The sequence below is a fragment of the Erwinia sp. GW821-FHT03D09 genome (assembly GCF_059420805.1).
Window position 1 is genome coordinate 139,374 of sequence record NZ_JBWKUK010000003.1, and the last position, 18,063, is coordinate 157,436.

The 18,063-nt window shown below is 54.3% G+C and carries 15 protein-coding genes; 8 read left to right on the plus strand and 7 right to left on the minus strand.

The features are described from left to right. The first annotated feature begins 29 nt into the window (after positions 1–29). From AC07U6_RS03865 to rcsC, 4 genes are all read left to right on the plus strand, one after another. Positions 30–176: a hypothetical protein gene (locus AC07U6_RS03865; RefSeq protein WP_494763194.1), complete on the plus strand. Its 147-nt coding sequence runs from the start codon at positions 30–32 to the stop codon at positions 174–176. A 3-nt stretch (positions 177–179) separates the two neighbouring features. Further along, positions 180–632: a hypothetical protein gene (locus AC07U6_RS03870; RefSeq protein ID WP_494763193.1), complete on the plus strand. Its 453-nt coding sequence runs from the start codon at positions 180–182 to the stop codon at positions 630–632. Beyond that, complete coding sequence (locus tag AC07U6_RS03875) at positions 617–817, plus strand: helix-turn-helix domain-containing protein (RefSeq protein WP_494763192.1); 201 nt, start codon at positions 617–619, stop codon at positions 815–817. The genes AC07U6_RS03870 and AC07U6_RS03875 overlap by 16 nt, the downstream gene beginning before the upstream one ends. A gap of 94 nt (positions 818–911) precedes the next feature. Then, positions 912–3,761, plus strand: coding sequence for a two-component system sensor histidine kinase RcsC (gene rcsC / locus AC07U6_RS03880; protein WP_494763191.1), 2,850 nt, complete (start codon positions 912–914; stop codon positions 3,759–3,761). Between the two features lie 39 nt (positions 3,762–3,800). Here rcsC and rcsB read toward each other — a convergent pair whose 3' ends face one another. Genes rcsB through AC07U6_RS03895 form a run of 3 tightly spaced genes read right to left on the minus strand, consistent with a single transcriptional unit; the run spans position 3,801 to position 8,284 of the window. Further along, positions 3,801–4,451 carry a response regulator transcription factor RcsB gene (gene rcsB, locus AC07U6_RS03885; protein WP_494763190.1) on the minus strand — a complete coding sequence of 217 codons (651 nt, stop codon included), beginning with the start codon at positions 4,449–4,451 and terminating at the stop codon, positions 3,801–3,803. Position 4,452: 1 nt separating this feature from the next. Beyond that, the gene (gene rcsD, locus AC07U6_RS03890) at positions 4,453–7,116 is read right to left on the minus strand and encodes a phosphotransferase RcsD (protein WP_494763189.1); all 2,664 of its coding nucleotides are present in this window, start codon (positions 7,114–7,116) and stop codon (positions 4,453–4,455) included. A 13-nt stretch (positions 7,117–7,129) separates the two neighbouring features. Continuing rightward, positions 7,130–8,284, minus strand: a complete 1,155-nt coding sequence (locus AC07U6_RS03895; protein WP_494763188.1) for an MFS transporter — start codon at positions 8,282–8,284, stop codon at positions 7,130–7,132. A gap of 853 nt (positions 8,285–9,137) precedes the next feature. On the opposite strand from AC07U6_RS03895, the gene ompC reads away from it, so the two are divergent. The 4 genes from ompC to AC07U6_RS03915 all read left to right on the plus strand — a co-directional run bounded on the left by ompC (position 9,138) and on the right by AC07U6_RS03915 (position 14,655). Beyond that, positions 9,138–10,241, plus strand: coding sequence for a porin OmpC (gene ompC, locus AC07U6_RS03900; RefSeq protein ID WP_494763187.1), 1,104 nt, complete (start codon positions 9,138–9,140; stop codon positions 10,239–10,241). A gap of 945 nt (positions 10,242–11,186) precedes the next feature. Further along, positions 11,187–12,245: an FAD:protein FMN transferase ApbE gene (gene apbE, locus AC07U6_RS03905; protein WP_494763186.1), complete on the plus strand. Its 1,059-nt coding sequence runs from the start codon at positions 11,187–11,189 to the stop codon at positions 12,243–12,245. A 9-nt stretch (positions 12,246–12,254) separates the two neighbouring features. Next, the gene (gene alkB / locus AC07U6_RS03910; protein ID WP_494763185.1) at positions 12,255–12,896 is read left to right on the plus strand and encodes a DNA oxidative demethylase AlkB; all 642 of its coding nucleotides are present in this window, start codon (positions 12,255–12,257) and stop codon (positions 12,894–12,896) included. Between the two features lie 106 nt (positions 12,897–13,002). Then, entirely contained in the window at positions 13,003–14,655 is a 1,653-nt protein-coding gene (locus tag AC07U6_RS03915) for a multidrug ABC transporter permease/ATP-binding protein (protein WP_494763184.1), read from the plus strand. A 193-nt stretch (positions 14,656–14,848) separates the two neighbouring features. Here AC07U6_RS03915 and AC07U6_RS03920 read toward each other — a convergent pair whose 3' ends face one another. The 4 genes from AC07U6_RS03920 to AC07U6_RS03935 are packed head-to-tail and all read right to left on the minus strand — an operon-like array spanning position 14,849 to position 18,023. Continuing rightward, complete coding sequence (locus AC07U6_RS03920; protein WP_205066245.1) at positions 14,849–15,643, minus strand: amino acid ABC transporter ATP-binding protein; 795 nt, start codon at positions 15,641–15,643, stop codon at positions 14,849–14,851. Positions 15,644–15,645: 2 nt separating this feature from the next. Continuing rightward, a complete protein-coding gene (locus AC07U6_RS03925) occupies positions 15,646–16,560 on the minus strand; it encodes an amino acid ABC transporter permease (RefSeq protein ID WP_494763183.1) in 915 nt (304 codons plus the stop codon). Further along, on the minus strand, positions 16,547–17,071 hold the full coding sequence (locus AC07U6_RS03930; protein WP_494763182.1) for a GNAT family N-acetyltransferase: 525 nt from the start codon (positions 17,069–17,071) through the stop codon (positions 16,547–16,549). Before AC07U6_RS03930 ends, AC07U6_RS03925 begins: the two co-directional genes overlap by 14 nt. 10 nt (positions 17,072–17,081) lie before the next feature. Continuing rightward, a complete protein-coding gene (locus tag AC07U6_RS03935; protein ID WP_494763181.1) occupies positions 17,082–18,023 on the minus strand; it encodes an ABC transporter substrate-binding protein in 942 nt (313 codons plus the stop codon). Between the last annotated feature and the right edge of the window lie 40 nt (positions 18,024–18,063).

An 18,063-nucleotide genomic window follows, 5' to 3' on the forward strand; every position in this document is an offset into this window, starting at 1 on the left:
CGCAGAAATACCACTGCTGTCTGACTGCGATGACTAAAGCTGATAAAGATGCACAGCACACAAAAGAAAAGGTGGCTGTGCATATTACCGTCAAAAGGTTTTCAGCTCATTCGCTGGGTGATGGGGTGAGTTATCTGGTCAGCGTGGATAAGCGCGATGGTAAGAATAATGAATAGGTAGTGGAAATCGTCCGGCTGGATGAATCGATGTATTGCGTATTTGATGACGTCCGGTCAGAAGAGTATTTACGAAATTGCTGCTGGATGGTTAGTTTTTATACTCTTGAAGCGTTATTCTCTCCTGGGTCATCCGGACGGTTTAATCCGGATAAGCGTAGGTTTTTCTCTCACCGTGAACCGGAGAAATTTCTGGTTGAGGGGATTGGGCTGGCAATAGGCTCTTTTCTCCGTGAACAGGCATCAGCCTCTCTCAATCCCCGCCTGCTGCAGAAACTTCGTGATTGCGGTGATTATCTGCTGGTGAATCTGCTCCCGCTCTACGGCGGGAGTATCGCAGATAAAAGCTTCTCCCTCTTCAGCCAGAATCTTCTCCGCCGTTGGCTGGCATCCCGGCGCGGCGCGTTGCGGCAGCGATTAATGCGCTACGCCAGCAAAGCGTGTCGCAATATGTGAACGGTTGGCGGATTGGGGAGGCCTGCGAGCGCCTGCGCCGGGAAGACGGAACCGTGATTGAGATTATGGAAGAGGTCGGGTTTCTGACAAAATCCAACTTTAATCGTGAATTTCGCCGCGTCTGTGGCACAACATCATCGGAATGGCGCAAATCTCCCTCGGAACAGACTGAATTAACGCGCTGAGCCTGCGGTGCAAACTGGCTTTTTTAGCAGGCTGGCGCTACTGTATCGGCACGTTTGCTATCATCAGCCTGTTTTGGACGTCAGTGGGTTCCATTTGAAATATCTCGTCTCTTTCCGCACCACGTTACGAATTTCCCGCTATCTGTTCCGCGCGCTGGCGTTGATGCTGTGGACGCTCGGCGCGCTGCTGACCGCGTTTTACATTATCAACGTATTGCATGAAAAAGAATCGCAGGTCCGTCAGGAGTTTAATACCAGCTACGATAAAACAAAGTGGTATGTCCGGCACTCCGCCGATGTCACCCGCGAGCTGAAGTTTATTGCTGAGAACCGGCTGAATGCCGCCAACAACGGGCTTGATCTGTTGAGTGGCATGTTTCCTGGTAAAACCGCCACGCCGCAATTTTATCCGCTGTATGCCGACTTCGACTGTAGTGCCATGAGCAACACATGGCGCAGTTCGCTTGAATCCCTCAGCTATTTCCTGCACTACTGGAAGGATAACTTTGCCACAGCCTACGATCTGAACCGGGTATTCTTCGTGGGTGGCGAAAGCCAGTGCCTGGCGGACTTTGGCGTTGGCAACGCCTCGGTAGACCGCGAAAGAGCATTAAAGCTGCTGAATGAACGTATTCTCAAGTACCGCAATGGTAATGAAGATGAACGGAAAAGCAGCATCTTCTGGGTGGATCCTACGGCTCAGCCCGGCGTGGGCTATTACTACATGATTACCCCGGTTTACGTCGCGAACAAAGTTGCTGCGCTGCTTGGCATTGAGCAGTCTATTCGCATGGAAGACTTTATCACGCCGGGAAGCCTGCCGGTGACAGTCACCCTGGTCGATGAAGATAATCAACGGGTGCTCTCATCCGCCCGAGGCGGCCCGTCGTTTTCGTCCGATGATTTACCGGACGACGATGCACTGTTCAGCTATGTTCAGGGCTATAAGCAGCTGATCATGAAAAAAAGCCTGCCGCCTTCCTCTCTGAGCGTGGTGTATTCCGTTCCCACCGATGTGATGGTGGAACAGCTTAAAATTCTGATCGTTAATGCCGTGCTGCTGAATTTGATTAGCGCGCTGCTGCTGTTTACTCTGGCCTGGCTGCTGGAGCGGCGAATGTTTTCACCGGCGGAAGATAACGCTCATCGGTTGGAAGAACACGAGCAGTTTAACCGTAAAATCGTGGCTTCCGCCCCGGTAGGGATTTGTATCCTGCGTACCAGCGACGGCACAAACATCCTGAGTAACGAGCTGGCGCATAACTACCTCACTATCCTGACCCAGGAAGATCGCCAGCGGCTGACCGAAATTATCTGCGGTCAGCAGGCCAATCTGGTTGATGTGCTCACAGGCAGCAATACCAACCTGCAGATCAGCTTCGTTCACTCTCGCTACCGTAACGAGAACGTCGCCATCTGCGTGCTGGTGGACGTCAGCGCACGCGTGAAAATGGAGGAGTCGCTGCAGGAGATGGCGCAGGCGGCGGAGCAGGCCAGCCAGTCCAAGTCGATGTTCCTGGCTACTGTGAGCCACGAACTGCGTACGCCGCTGTATGGCATTATCGGCAACCTCGATCTGCTACAAACCAAAAGCCTGCCGCAGGGCGTGGAGTCGCTGGTCACCGCGATGAACAACTCTTCCAGCCTGCTGCTGAAGATCATCAGCGATATCCTCGACTTCTCCAAAATCGAATCGGAGCAGCTGAAAATTGAACCGCGTGAGTTTTCCCCGCGCGAAGTGGTCACGCACATCACCTCTAATTATCTGGCAATGGTGATTAAGAAACGCCTGACGCTGTGGTGCTTTATCGACAGTGAAGTACCGGTAACGCTAAACGGCGATCCGATGCGTTTGCAGCAGGTGCTCTCTAACCTGTTAAATAACGCCATCAAGTTCACCCATACCGGCGGTATCATCCTGTCTGTGTACGTGCGCGACGGCTATCTGGCGTTTCGGGTGCGGGATACCGGTGTGGGGATACCGGCCAAAGAAGCCATCAAACTGTTCGATCCGTTCTTCCAGGTCGGCAGTGGCGTGCAGCGCAATTTCCAGGGAACCGGGCTTGGGCTGGCGATCTGTGAAAAGCTAATCAATATGATGGACGGCGATATTGAGGTGGATTCCGAGCCGGGTATGGGAAGCCAGTTTACTATTCGTATTCCTCTTTATAACAGCAGGGTTGTTGCACCGGTCCTGCATGACGGACTACAGGACAAACACTGTTGGCTGGCAATACGTAACGATACGCTGGCGGATTTCCTCTGCCGTTCGCTACAGCCGCAGGGTATTCAGGTGCATCGTTATGAAGGCGAATATGGAGCGAATGATGTGGTGATCGCCGACCATGACTTCCAGCCGGACAGTGATGTTCGCGCGGTGGTTCGCTTTGATGCCAGCCACAACGGGGCGCCACAGGAGCTGATTGCCGGGCGCTGGATCTATAGCACCATTGCACCTCACGAACTGGTGGCCCTGCTGGGTCGCATCTACCGCGTTGAGGTGGAACTCCCTGCCGAACTGCCGCAGGCGGTTGCTGCCGGTCCGCAGGCGGCGAGCAATGACGATATTTTGATTCTGGTGGTGGACGATCACCCTATCAACCGCATGCTGCTGTCGGATCAACTGGGATCGTTGGGCTATCGGGTGAAAACTGCTCAGGACGGCGTCGATGCGCTGAATGTTATCAGCCGCAGCGACATCGACATCGTGCTGACCGACGTTAACATGCCGAATATGGATGGTTATCGCCTGACCCAGCGGTTACGCCAGCTGGGGCAAACCTTCCCGGTGGTCGGCGTTACTGCTAATGCACTGGCAGAAGAGAAGCAGCGCTGTATGGAAGCGGGGATGGATAACTGCCTGTCGAAGCCGGTGACGATGGATGTTTTACAGCAGGCGCTGGCGTTTTATGCCGAGCGGGTGAGAAAGGGCAGGGCGGATTAAATACATGGGGCGACCCAAATATGTCGCCCCATCGAGGATTTACTCTTTATCAATCGATGACATGTTGACGGATGAAAGATAATTCAGCAGGGCAATGTCGTTTTCCACGCCCAGTTTCATCATCGCCGACTTCTTCTGGCTACTGATAGTTTTGATACTGCGGTTCAGTTTCTTGGCAATTTCAGTCACCAGGAAGCCTTCAGCAAACAGGCGCAGCACTTCGCTCTCTTTCGGTGACAGACGTTTGTCGCCGTAGCCGCCCGCGCTGATTTTCTCCAGCAGCTTCGCTACGCTCTCTGGCGTATATTTTTTGCCTTTCTGCAACGCAGCAAGTGCCTTAGGCAGGTCGGTCGGCGCGCCCTGTTTCAGCACAATACCTTCGATATCCAGATCCAGCACGGCGCTCAGAATTGCCGGGTTATTGTTCATGGTCAGAACGATAATCGACAGGTCAGGATAGTGGCGTTTGATATATTTGATCAGCGTAATACCGTCGCCGTATTTATCTCCTGGCATAGACAGGTCGGTGATCAGTACGTTGGGCTCAAGCTTAGACAGGCTGTTGATCAAACTTGTGGAGTCTTCAAATTCTCCTACAACGTTGACCCATTCAATTTGTTCGAGAGATTTACGAATACCAAACAGGACAATGGGATGGTCGTCGGCAATGATTACATTCAGGTTATTCATTTTATGGGTTACCTTGCTGCAGCAGCTCGTTGACGTAATGGTCAATTTCACTGGTGGTATTTTTAATGTTTGAATCGTTACATTCGCGGATGTGCTGCTCTAACGTTTCGCAGAGCTGCTTGCCGGGGAGCAGGTTGAGCATGGCAAACACACCTTTAAGCCGGTGTGCTGTCTGAGCAAGCGCACTGTATTCCCTGTTTGCTGCCTCATTATACAACCTCCTGACATCATCCGGAACTGTGTCCACAAATAGCTGGAAATAACCGCTGGCAAATAGCTGTGCCAAATCCTGCGGTTCCGTGCTTTCTTCAGCCGACTCTTCCTGTGCCAGCTGTTGTTCGATCAGCTGCAACAGTGCATCCTGCATTGTGCTACTGATATTGAAATTAACCCGATACTGGCCGGGAGCCAGCAGCGTAAAGCCGGGCTCGTCGTCTGCAAGCAGTAATGACCACGGCGTCAGTCGTGACGGATCGTCAGTGACCAGCACATCATGCTGCTGGCCGGAGAAGCGTTCATCTGGCGTGATGCAGTTGGCGCCCCAGTCTCCAAGTTGATGCACCACAATTTTACGCACGTCATCAACAGTAATATCAATCAGGGCATTCACCCCCTCCAGCAGCTTCTCTTCCTGTTCCTGCTGTGGCTCTGATGGCAACGGTAGCTGAATGCTGTATCGGGAGCCAATTTCCGGCGTCGCGTGGATCTCCAGCTGACCGCCAAGCTGTTTGCAAAGCTGTTTACAGAGGAAGAAGGCTATGCCGGACGCCTGCCCAAAGCGATCTTTCTGCGTTTCACCGAGGAACGGAAAATCGGTGTTAGCCATTTCGTCAGCCGACAGGCCGGAGCCGGTATCGACAATATCAATCATCAGCCGATCCCGATTATCCACAACGGTATTAACCGTCAGACTGACTCGCCCCCACGTCGTCGTGGTAATAGCATAGTACATCAGCGTGGAGAGGAGTTTTGCCATAGCGCGACGATCGCCCAGCCGCAGTTCATCGCTGCTCAGATGATTCGCAATCATCAACGTTAAGCCTTTACGCCGCATTACCGGCAGAACGTTCTGAGCCAGTTCATCCAGCAGCGTTTGTATGCTAAACAGGCTCACTTCCGGCGCCCAGTCCAGCGTCTCAAGCTGATTCAGCAGTACGATATCGTCGATCAGACGTTCCAGAGACAGTGCCGATTCCAGGGAGTGGTTAAGCGATTCCACATCGTAATCGGTGCCCAGGGTCAGCAGGCGCTGGATCAGATCGCTGAGCGGCCGCTGGAGGGCATGACCCAGATTTTGCAACAGCTGCTGCCGTGACTGATGATTCTTATCCAGAACCTGTTGCGCCTTCTGCAGTTTTTTATTAACCAGCAGTTCGCGGTCCTGATCGCGCATCATAAACAGCTGCGTATGCGGAGAGATTGCACTGCGCGCGTGGCGAATTTCATAGACTTCATTGTTGACCGTCGCCTGCAAAACGCCCTGATGCTGATCGGACATATTGATAATTTTTTGCAGGTTCAGATGCGGCAACAGGTGCTCCGCAATCTTGTTACAGAGCAGAGTACGGTTATTAGCGAAGTCGTAAACCAGCAGACCGACCGGCAGCGTGGCGACAATTTCCTCGTTAAGCTGACGCAGTGATTCCAGTTCGGCACTTTGATTTTCACTCGGCCGCAGCGACTGCTGGCGGAGCAGGAACAGGCCGGCGAGCGACAGCAGCAGCAGGCTGAGATTAGCCAGCAGCGGCCAGAGTAAATTGTGCAGCGTATCCTGCGCTAACTCGGTGACCGGCACGCGATACACCAGCTGTAAAGGGGTACCGGAGAGCGATGTCGCTATTTCAATATTGGGATTCACCCAGTTGATGCGTGCTTTACTGCTGTTATCCTCGCTGTCGCTACCTTCAGCTACCGGAGCGGTATCCTGCCGCAGCTGGAAGTTTTCCAGCGGCATGGCTTCAGGAATGATGTCGTTCACCGGCAGATCGAACGCCACTATCGTTGCCAGATGGCCGGGCTGATTGAAAGTGGTGCGCATAGTAAAGTAGTGGTCATTCTGCCAGCTTAACCGCCGCAGTGGAGAGAAGCTTTCGCGCTCATCCAGTGCATTCGCCTGCTGGAGCATCTCTGCCCGGCGCGCCTCAACGATATTACTGATGGCGCTATCTTTGTAGCGCGTTGCCATATCCTTCAGTGGCAGAGTTGAAACCAAAGTCAGGCTGTTGTCCTGACCATTCAGGAAATACATTGACCAGGTGCTGTTTTCAGCTCCCCACAGGGTATCCAGATAGGTGGACATGCGCTGCGACATATCCAGCGTGCTGCTGTCGTGCGAACCGAAAATTAGCGCCTCCGTTTTGCGCCGGTTCTTTTCCAGCGCATAGACGTCAGGGCGCAGGCGAGTTTCCTGTAAGCTTTCGGAAGGTGTTGTACCCGCCGCGGTCGCCGCCAGATTTTCATAAATTTGCCAGGTCGCAAAACGATAACTGTCGATGCGTTTCTGCATGGCGTGAGTAATATCATTCATCACGTAGTGCCTGGCCGTAAGCCAGGCGCTAACCGCGTTCTGAATCATAAAACCGGATGCCAGCAGCAGCAGCAAGATAAACAGCACAAAAAATCGCGTGACGTTAGCGGATGTGAGCGGGAATTTATAAGTCGTCATATGCTGGCACCGATCATCGGGTGATCAATTTCGCGCTGGAGGCAACGACTAATAGCAGTGCAGCAACGGCACTGAAGGCGACCGACAGACTTGACCACTGAGCAATAAAACCGATCAGTGCCGGGCCGGCAAGAATGCCTGCATAACCAATCGTTGTCATCGCTGAGATGGCCAGGTTTACCGGCATGGTTTTTTGGTTCCCGGCGGCGCTGAACATAATTGGCACGGTATTCGATGCACCGAAACCGACCAGTAAAAAGCCTATCAGCGTCATCGTTGAGTCGTTGATGGTTACCGCCAGTACCAGCCCTGCCGCAGCGCACAGTGAGCCGAAGAACAGCGTTGCCGTGCGGCCCACTTTTAACACAACCCAATCGCCGCATAATCTGCCAATGGTCATGGCGACGGAAAACACCGCATAGCCCATTCCGGCCAGCGCGGCCGGCATATCGCGGCTATGAGTCAAAAACAGTGCGCCCCAGTCGAGAATGGCACCTTCGGCAAGAAACAGAATAAAGCACAGTACACCGAGGAACAGCACCCAGCCGCGCGGCAGAACGAACATCGGCGTATCGGGCTTATGCAGGCGTTCGTTCAGGATATGACGCTGACAAAACAGATACAGCGCGATCAGAAGCAAATTAACCACCAGTACAGCATGCACCGGAGTCATGCCCAGAGCCAGAATCAGGCTCATCAGCCCGGCTCCAACGATACCGCCCATACTAAAGAAACCGTGGAATCCGGACATCATCGCTTTGCCCGAACTCTTTTCCACCTCTACTGCCTGGATGTTCATCGCCACGTCAATCATGCCAATAGACGCACCGAAGGCCATCAGCGCCAGTGCCAGAGAGAAAGGGGAGGAAAGTACGGCCAGAAGAGGAAGCAGCACCAGCAGGAACAAACTGCCGCAGGTAATGATACGCTTACAGCCGTATCGCCCCACCAGAACACCGGTCAGCGGCATCGCAATCAGCGATCCCAGTCCGAGAAACAGCAGCAGTGTACCTAAGGAGGCATCGCTCAGGGTGGCACGTTCTTTGGCGTAAGGTACCAGCGGTGCCCAGACTGCCATACCAATCCCGGCGATCAAAAAAACGACGCGAGTTGCCCGTTGATTTAGTCGCGCGACATTTGCTGAGATCTGCGTTTCCAGTGTTGTCATTTTATTCATTCAGCCCGTGCAAAGTTAACTCCGTTTTTTACCACAATTGCCGATAGTAAAGAAGCAGCAACGCTGCGTGGGGGGAGCTGTTCATACCGATGCCTGGAATTTTCTAATCGGGAAGGCAGAGTAAATATCCTGAAAGAAAACCTCTGTGAATCGGAATCGTCGTGTCGTAGCGATTTTCCAGAGGAGTCCTGGTCCTGGCAATAATCTAAACCGGTGTTGGGGATGGCGAAAACTCCCGATTACAACCTCCGTAACGTCCTAAATTCTCAGGAAGTGGAAGATGAAATTTCTCGTGCGAATCTGCGCTATCTGGCACTTACTCGAAAGTTGATCGGGAGTCACTATTATTTTAACGAATGAATTGATCGGGAAAAGGTTTTTACCTTGTAGGGGGCATTAACGCTGCGGGAGGGGGCGTATAGATTAAAAGCAAAAAAAACCGGGCAACCAGGCCCGGTGGAAATATTTAGTGTGACACAAATCATTCGGGGTGAATGAAGGTAATAATGAGATTAAATGATGATAGCGTAATTATTATAGCTTTTTCCTGATGACGATATTTATCATTCAGTGCGCAAATCAAATAGTTTAACTTAATGTTTTTATTGGCTTAATTTATTTTTTGATTATTGATGCTATATTATTTATTATTTAATGCCGTTTAAAAGTTCCCTTGAATTTACTTTTTGAAATGTATGTAATAAGTTCTGAAACATATTATTGTATTTGGTATCATTTTCTTCATGGATTATTGCCTTCAGTTCCTTAATATGACCTTCAGCGCTGAATTAATACATTCAGCACGCAGTGGAAAATAAGATAAATAAAATGAGAGGATAATTACATGAAACTTCGCGTTCTTTCGCTGATGATTCCAGCTCTGCTGGTAGCCGGTACCGCTGGCGCAGCTGAAATCTACAACAAAGACGGCAACAAATTGGATCTTTACGGTAAAGTTGACGGTTTGCACTATTTTTCCGATGACAACGGTACCGATGGCGATCAATCCTACATGCGTTTCGGCTTCAAAGGCGAAACTCAGATTTCTGATGAACTGGTTGGTTACGGTCAGTGGGAATATCAGGTTGCCCTGAACAATGCAGAATCTCAGGGGACTAAAGACAGCTACACCCGCGTTGGTTTTGCCGGTTTGAAATTTGGCGATGTTGGTTCACTGGATTATGGTCGTAACTACGGCGTGATGTACGACATCGGCGCATGGACCGACGTCCTGCCTGAGTTCGGTGGCGATACCTATGGCGCGGATAACTTCCTGTTCCAGCGTTCCAGCGGTCTGGCAACCTATCGTAATAACGATTTCTTTGGCCTGGTTGACGGTCTGAACTTCGCTATTCAGTATCAGGGCAAAAACGGTAACTCTAAAGAAACCAACAATGGCCGTGATGTTCTGGGCCAAAACGGTGATGGCTGGGGTCTCTCAACCACCTATGATATCGGTGAAGGCTTCGGTATCGGTGCGGCCATGTTCTCTTCCGATCGTACTGACGATCAGAACAGCAGCACCGTGCTGGGCCACGGTGACCGCGCGACCGCCTACTCAGGTGGTCTGAAATACGATGCTAACAACATCTACCTGGCGGCGATGTATACCCGTTCTTATAACGCCACGCGTTTCGGTAGCATTGACTCGACTGCTTACGGTTACGCTAACCAGGCGGATAACTGGGAACTGGTTGCGCAGTACCAGTTCGATTTCGGTCTGCGTCCATCTCTGGCATTTGTTAGCTCACGCGGCAAACAAATCGAAGGTTACGGTTCTCAGAATCTGAAACGCTACATTGATGTCGGCACCAGCTACTACTTCAACAAAAACATGTCCACCTATGTTGATTACCAGATCAACCTGTTGGACAGCAACGAATTCACAGACGCAGCCGGTATTAACACCGACAACGTAGTGGCTGTGGGCCTGGTTTACCAGTTCTAAGCCTTAATGCTGTAGGCGGGCTGAAGATATTCTGATGCCTGTAAGTTGAAAGTAACGGAGCCGCTATCTTTTCAAGATGGCGGCTTTTTTATGTGCGGCTAATCGTTTGTGGCTGTGGCTGTGGCTGTGGCTTGAGCGAGCCAGGCCCGACCTCTGCGGCTGCCGGGCGGTCCTCGCGTCATGCTGCGCATGATGCCTTCGTTTCCGGCTTCTGGTCTTGCGGACCGGCACGGAGTGGGCGTCCTGCCCACGCCGCGCCTGATACCCGCGTCCATGCGGGTCTCTCCGGCCCAGAATCCTCCACCTCAGCGCTGTGGATTGCCCGGCAGCCGCAGAGGTCGGGCCTTCCTAACCCTGGTCGTCGCTTTCACCCACATACACCTGTGCCTTTGTTAAAAGGTGACATAACTTTGTTGAGCGAACGGGGTGATCCCGACCAGGGGCCATCCACAGCGCTGACGGAGAGGAAACCCGGATTCACTTATCAGGAAACGCAGAAGTCAGAAAGCAGGCGGGTTGTGCCCCGAGCGGGCAATCCACAGCGCTGAACGCAGAGAGGAAGCCAGGATTCGCCTGCATGGACGCAGGCGAAAGGTATAGCCGCGCAGGACGCGCGTCTGTACCGGTCCGTGTGGCTGACGAACGAAGTGAAGGAACCGCAAAGCGGCGCGAGGACCAGTCCGCCCGGGGCACAACCCGCCGGCACCACCATCTGACTTTGCAAACGACTCGGCGAAAATTCCCGTCTGTGCCGGTCCGTCCGGCTGACAAAGAGAGTGAATGCACTATATTCCTAAACCGCCCCTGAATCGCCACACCGGCTTCGCTTGTCATTCCGGCAGTCGGAAAAGATAATCATTGCTACAAATTTCCTGAAGCAGTTTAAGACAGCACTGCCACAGCTCAGGCACCGTCCGTAATAGCAGCATAAAGGTTAGAAAGAAAATGAAAGCGAACTGGCGACACCTCATCAGCCTGGCGGCAGTATTTCTGCTGGTCGCCTGCGACAACCCAAAAACCAGCGCGCAGCAGGACGCAATGGTACTGGAAGGGAAAACGATGGGCACCGTGTGGCGCGTCAGCCTGGCAGGCGTGGATAACTCGCGCCGCGAGGCGTTGCAAAACGCCATCCAGCAACAGCTCAACAACGACGACCATGAGCTTTCAACCTGGAAAAACGATTCTGTCCTTTCCCGTTTTAACCAGTATCGCGGCAGCGACCCGCAGCCGGTCAGCGACAATATGGCTGATATTGTCACCCTGGCGCTGCGAATTGGCCATCAGACCGGCGGCGCGATGGATATCACCATTGGGCCACTGGTCAATCTGTGGGGCTTTGGCCCGTACAAACAGCCTGTCAGCACCCCGGGTATTCAGCAGATCGATGCCGCCCGCGCGCTGACCGGATTGCAGCATCTGCAGGTGATTAACCGCGCCGGGCAGGCATATCTGCAAAAAGATCTTCCCGGACTGTATGTAGACCTCTCAACCGTAGGCGAAGGCTTTGCCACCGATCATCTGGCACGGCTGATGGAAAAAGAGGGCATCAACAACTATCTGGTCTCGGTGGGCGGTGCAGTGCTAACCCGTGGGCAAAATGCGCAGGGAAAAGCCTGGCAGGTGGCGATTCAGAAACCGACCGATCGTGAAAATGCGGTGCAGGCCATTGTCGATTTACAGGGGCACGGCATCAGCACCTCCGGCAGCTATCGCAACTACTATGAGCTGGATGGCAAGCGTATTTCTCACGTGATCGATCCGGTTACCGGCCAGCCGATCCAGCATCGTCTGGTGTCCGCTACTGTGATCGCCACCACGGCACTGGAGGCCGACGGCTGGGATACCGGTCTGATGGTGCTGGGCGAAGAGAAAGCCAAAGCGCTGGCGCTGCGTGATAAGCTGGCGGTCTATCTGATCTATAAACAGGGCGACGACTTTGCCAGCTGGATGTCGCCACAGTTTAAGGCCTTTATACAGTCTGATGCCGGCAGTGATAAACCCTGAGGAGCCAATATGCTGGACCTGTTTGCCGACGAGGAACCCTGGAGCGAACCGCTGGCCGACGGCGCGGTGATCCTGCGCCGCCGCGCGCTCGGTAAGGCCGATGCGTTGCTTGAACTGGTGGCGCAGATTGCGGCACAGAATCCTTTTCATCACCGCATCACGCCAGGTGGCCACCGCATGTCGGTGGCGATGACCAACTGCGGGGATTTGGGTTGGACCACCGATTCGCGCGGCTATCAGTACAGCGAACAGGATAACGCCGGGGGATCTCGCTGGCCGCCCATGCCGGCGTTGTTTCGGCAGCTTGCCGTTAGCTGCGCGGCGGAAGCCGGCTTCCCTGATTTCAATCCCGATGCCTGCCTGCTTAACCGCTATGAGCCTGGAGCAAAGCTGACTCTGCATCAGGATAAAGATGAGCGCGATCTGCGCCAGCCGATCGTTTCTGTCTCGCTCGGGCTGCCTGCGGTCTTCCAGTTTGGGGGTTTTGAGCGAAGTGATGCCACCACGCGGGTGCTGTTGGAGCATGGCGATGTGGTGGTGTGGGGCGGGTCGTCACGACTTCGCTATCACGGAATTCTCCCGCTGAAACCCGGCATCCATCCTCAGGCCGGTGCGTTCCGCTTTAATCTGACTTTTCGCCGCGCACACTGATCCTGAAGCAGCACGCAGCCGATACTGTGATAATGAGAATTAGTATTGATATCGCCCGTCATCTCATTAAACTGCTAGCTGCTTTTTTACCAGCCGGGATGTTTTCATGGAGTTGCTGCACGTTGTTTATAAGCAGTATCGCTGGCCGTTTATCGGCGTGATCCTGCTTAGCCTGCTCAGCGCGGTGCTGGGTATTGGCCTTATCGCCTTTATTAACCGCGAACTGATCGTTACCCTCAACTCCTCACTGATAGTGCTGCCGCAGTTCCTCGGCCTGCTGCTGTTGCTGATGGCGGTTACGCTGGGGTCCCAGCTGGCACTGACCCTGTTGGGTCACCACTTTGTCTATCGCCTGCGCGGTGAATTTATCCGCCGTATTCTGGATACCCGCATTGAGCGCATCGAGCAGATTGGTAACGCCCAGCTGCTGGCGGCGCTGACCAGCGACGTGCGCAATATCACCATCGCCTTCGTACGCCTGCCGGAACTGATCCAGGGGATTATTTTAACCGTGGGGTCGGCGGCCTATCTGGGCTGGCTGTCACCGAAAATGCTGGTGGTCACTGCTGTCTGGGTCGCCATTACGATTTTCGGCGGCTGGCTGCTGGTATCGCGGGTTTATCGTCATCTGGAAGTGCTGCGCAATACCGAAGAACGCCTGTATGCCGACTTCCAGACCATTATCGAAGGCCGCAAAGAACTGGCGCTGAACCGCCAGCGCGCGCAGCAGATTTTTGATCACGTATACGGCGAGGATGCCCGCACCTATCGCCATCATATTGTGCGCGCCGATACCTATCATCTCAGCGCCGTTAACTGGTCGAATATCATGATGCTCGGCGCCATCGGGCTGGCATTCTATCTGGCAAACAGCCTGGGCTGGGCCGATACCGCCGTGGCCGCTACCTATTCGCTGACGCTGCTGTTCCTGAGGACGCCGATGCTGTCTGCCGTGGGCGCGCTGCCAACGCTGCTGACCGCGCAGGTGGCGTTTAATAAGCTCAACACCTTCAAGCTGGCCGACTATCAGGCCGAGTTCCCGGCGCAGAGCGGTAAGCAGGCGTGGCAGACGCTGGAGCTGCGCAACCTGGTATTCCACTACGGCGATAACGGATTCAGCGTCGGGCCGATCAACATGGTCCTTAACCGCGGCGAGCTGGTGTTTCTGATTGGCGGTAACGGCAGCGGAAAATCCACGCTGGCGATGCTGCTGACCGGGCTATATCAGCCGGTCTCCGGCGAGATCCTGCTCGACGGCAAAGTGATTCAGTCTGAATCGATGGACGATTACCGGCAGCTGTTCTCGGCGGTATTTACCGATGTACATCTGTTCGACCGTCTGATCGACAACAGCGGCCAGCCGGCCGATCCTGAGCGGGTGCAGGCATGGCTGGAGCGGCTACAGATGCAGGATAAAATCCAGCTCGACGGCAACCGTATACTGAATCTGAAACTATCAAAAGGGCAGAGCAAGCGTCTGGCGCTGCTGCTGGCCACCGCCGAACAGCGCGACATCCTGCTACTTGACGAGTGGGCGGCGGATCAGGACCCGCATTTTCGTCGTATCTTCTATCGCGAACTGCTGCCGTGGTTACAGGGACTGGGCAAAACGGTGTTTGCTATCAGCCATGATGACCACTATTTCCTGCACGCCGACCGCCTGCTGGAAATGCGTCAGGGGCATCTCAGTGAGCTGACCGGGGCAGATCGTGATATGGCCACGCTGGATGCAGTAAAGCGTACCGATACCGCAGGCTGAAGGGCAAAAGGATTTTGCATAAGTTCAGCTACTATTGTTATTAGTCAACGGGTTAGTACAGGGGTAAGCTGATTGTAACGGTTGAGTACCGCCGTTAACTTCCCTGAACTTTCTCGTCGTCTTACCAAATGGTTGCAACGGCTTATCATTATGATAAGCCGTTTTTTTATGCATCAGAGAAGGGGGAGGGCGGTTAGAGAACTTTGGCGAGGAAGCGGCTGGTGCGCGGATGCTGCGGATTATTCAGCACCTGGTGAGCGCTGCCCTGTTCAACGATTTTGCCGTCCACCATAAACACCACATTGTCAGCTACCTCGCGGGCGAAGCCGATTTCATGGGTGACCACCACTAGTGTGGTACCGGAACGGGCGAGTTTCTTAATGGTGTCCAGCACCTCACCGACCAGTTCCGGGTCCAGAGCGGAGGTGGGTTCGTCAAACAGGATCACCCGAGGATCGAGCGCCAGCGCGCGGGCGATGGCAATGCGCTGCTGCTGGCCGCCCGAAAGATGGCGTGGCCAGGCGTCCGCTTTGTGGCGAAGTCCCACCGCATCCAGCAGTTCCCCGGCGCGTTCAATTGCCTGCTGCCGGGTTAATCGTTTATGCACGATCGGCGCTTCAATAATGTTTTCCAGCACCGTCAGATGTGGGAACAGATTAAAGTTCTGGAAGACGTAGCCCACCTCGGTACGCTGTTTGAGAATCGCCTTCTCCTTCAGCTCGTACAGCTTATCCCCTTTGCGTCGATAGCCAATGTAATCGCCGTCAATGCGAATAAAACCTTCGTCTACGCGCTCCAGGTGGTTAATGGCCCGCAGCAGGGTGGATTTACCTGAGCCTGAGGGGCCGAGGATCACCGTCACCGAACCCGGCGGCAGTTCCAGCGACACATTGTCCAGCGCCTTGAAGCGGCCAAAGCTTTTGCTGACGTGAGTAATCGAAATATGGCCGCGCACCGCGTGGCTGTGCAGATCGAGGGCTTCTGACATCGTTAGCTCCTTAGCGGGGTGATCGCCGCAGTTTGGCGTCGTAAGCGCCAGCGTGGACGCGGACTGGAAGATTCGCGGGTTGCACTGCGGGCCAGCCAGCGCTCAACGTAATGCTGCAGAATCGACAGCACGGTGGTGATCAGCAGATACCACACGGCGGCCACCATCAGCAGAGGAATAACCTGCTGCGTGCGGTTGTAGACCATCTGAATGGTGTAAAACAGCTCCGGCATCGCCAGCACGTAAACCATCGCGGTGCCTTTGGCGAGGCTGATAATTTCGTTAAAGCCGGTCGGAATAATCGATCGCAGCGCCTGCGGCAGGATAATGCGCAGCGTGCGGCGCGAACCCGGCAGGCCCAGCGCGGCGGCGGCCTCAAACTGCCCCTGATCGACGCCGAGAATGCCACCGCGAATAATCTCAGCGGTATAAGCAGACTGTACCAGCGTCAGGCCAATCACGGCGGTGCTGAACTGGCCGAGTACGTCAATGGTCTGGTATTCAGCGAAGGTTAGCGGGGTAAACGGAATCCCGATCGACAGCGTGTCGTACAGATAGGAAAAGTTGTAGAGAATAATCAACACCACAATCAGTGGCAGCGAGCGAAACAGCCAGATATAGCTGAAGGCCAGCCCGGAAAGCAGCCATGAGGGCGAAAGGCGGGCCAGCGCCAGCAGGCCGCCAAAGACAATGCTGAGCACCGTGGCGATCAGCGTCAGCAGCAGGGTTTGGCCCAGTCCGCTTAGGATGGCCGGATGGAAGAACCAGTGGGCGAACACCGACCATTCCCAGCGCGGATTAAAAGCGACAGACTGAATCACTACCGCCAGCACAAACAGGGCGATAAATCCGCCCAGTATTCTGAACGGATAGCGCGCGCGGATGACCCGCAGGGTTTCCGTTTCATTCAGTTTCATGAGTGGCTCCTGCGGTAACGTGTTGATTCAGTAGCTTATGGAAACGCAGGCGGCCATCATGGGGAGGAAGGCTGTACTCTTCCGGATCGCGGGTGATATCAAACTGCGGCTGATAGCCGTGGGAAAGATAGAGCCTCACCGCTTCCGGCTGGCGGAAACCGGTGGTGAGAAACACCCCCTTGTAACCCGCCAGCTCGGCGTGACGTTCCAGTTCAACCAGCACCTGCAGTGCCAGCCCCTGGCGGCGCAGATCGCTGCGCGTCCAGATGCGTTTCAGCTCGGCGGTTTCCGCATCGAGCGCCTTGTAGGCGCCCATGGCAATAATCTCACCGTCGCGTTCCAGCACCACAAATGTGCCCCGCGGTGGCAGATACCACTCGGTCAGCTCGACTTCCGCGTCGTGGGCGAAATAATCGCCGTAGCGGGCGCTGTATTCGCCGAACAGACCGTCGATAATTGGTGCCAGCTCCGGGGCTTCCGGTGACAGCTGGCGGAACTGTGCCTGACTCATAGCAAACTCCTTAGTCACCCAGACCCGGCGGGTTGATCTCGGAGCGATCCAGGCGTTCAATGCCTTCGCCCCAGCGGTTCAGCACTTTGTCGTACTCGCCGCTTTTAATCACGCCGTTCAGCGCGGTGTTGACCGGTGTGACCAGGCTATTGCCTTTCTTCAGCGTCACCGCGATGTGTGCCGCCTTCGGCCAGCCGCCGTCTACGCTGCCCACCAGCTTAGTCTGGCCGGTCAGTGCGGCTTTCCATGCGCCGATCACGTTTGGACCGAAGTAGGCATCCGCACGACCGGATTGGAGAGACAGCGTCTGCGCGGCATCATCTTTGACGTAGATTGGGGTAAACGGCTTCAGGCCTTTTTTCTGGTTGGCTTCATCCCAGGCCAGCAGGATCGCTTCCTGGTTGGTGCCGGAGCCAACGATAATGCGCAGACCGGCAATATCTTCCGCTTTTTTCAGTGAGATGATTTTGCTGGTGGACTTCACGTAAAAGCCCAGTGAATCCTGACGGTAAGTGGCGAAGTCAAACTTCTCTTTACGTTCTTTAGTGACCGTGACGTTGGTGATCGCCGCGTCGTATTTGCCGGAGCTGACCCCCAGCGGCCAGTCTTCCCAGGAGGTTGGTACCACGTTCAGCTCAAGTCCCAGGCTGTCGGCCACCAGGCGGGCAATATCCACTTCGCTGCCCTGCAGGGTTTTATTGTCGTCGGAGAATAACGTCAGCGGCGGTGAGTTCAGTGCTGCAACGGCAACGGTAAATTTACCCGGCACGGCGAAGCGGTGATCTTCGGGGATTTGCGCCACGGCTTCAGGGTTTACCGGCGCATGAATCGGTGCGGCGTTGGCTTCAACGCTGATACCGGTGCCGTTAACGGTAACGGTTTCAGCCCAGGCTCCGCTGGTCAACAGGGCGGTAGCGACGAACAGTCCTGACAATAATGAGGTTTTAAGCATAATGTTTACTCTTATTATTTGAATGTGCAGGTGTATTTGA